Origin of the sequence: Mycolicibacterium peregrinum, assembly GCF_001665625.1 — a bacterium.
Lineage (GTDB): Bacteria > Actinomycetota > Actinomycetes > Mycobacteriales > Mycobacteriaceae > Mycobacterium > Mycobacterium peregrinum_B.
This window is the reverse complement of sequence record NZ_LZSY01000084.1, coordinates 1-660: the sequence shown is the minus strand read 5'-3', so window position 1 is coordinate 660 and position 660 is coordinate 1. Positions and strand designations below refer to the sequence as shown.

At 63.2% G+C, this 660-nt stretch carries 1 protein-coding gene; it reads right to left on the bottom strand.

All coding sequences use genetic code 11. From position 1 onward, the window contains the following. Nucleotides 1-159 precede the first annotated feature (159 nt). On the bottom strand, nt 160-660 hold a 501-nt coding region (locus A5779_RS10915; protein ID WP_207549063.1), incomplete at its 5' end, for a hypothetical protein.

Sequence of the window (660 nt, the reverse complement as noted above, 5' to 3'; positions counted from 1 at the left end):
GACGTACTCCAGCCTGTGGCTTCCACCACCGACCGTGCCGTCATCCGCCTCAACAACCGGGCCTGCCGGACCCGTGCACCAAAAACCTCAATCATCGTGCGCTCAATTCAACGTCACCGGGTTGGGAAACCCACATGCACCCAACACTGTGCACGATGGCTACGACGATTTCGGCGGACCGTCCTCCTCGTCCTGATCGCTCGCAGCGTCCTCGTCGACCTCGGCGAAGTCGTCGTCGCGGCGCCGTGTCCCGAAAGTCCCCGGTCCCGCGCCCTCCCGACGGCTCCCGCCGAGACCAACATTGAATGAGCGGTCCTCCATGATCGGCGGCGGCAACGGTGTCCGACCGTAAAGAACCTCCACATTGTCGAGGAGTAGTCCCGCCGCGAGGACCGCGCCGCCGAAAAACCCGCGACCGTCCGGCCACCACAACAGGTATTCCCGATACTTCTGCGGCTCGGGAATACCCTCTTCGCCACCGATCGGGTGACCCAGCACCTCCTCGATGCTGTACTGCTCCCCACCCGGCACAAACGGCACAGTCTCGATCAGCTGACCAGTCCGCCGATTGCGCGGATGCTTGCGCACATAAATCCGCGAGCCCTTCCCGTCGAGCAGAAGAACTCCCATCCCGTTGCCCGCCTTGACTTTTAGAGTCGA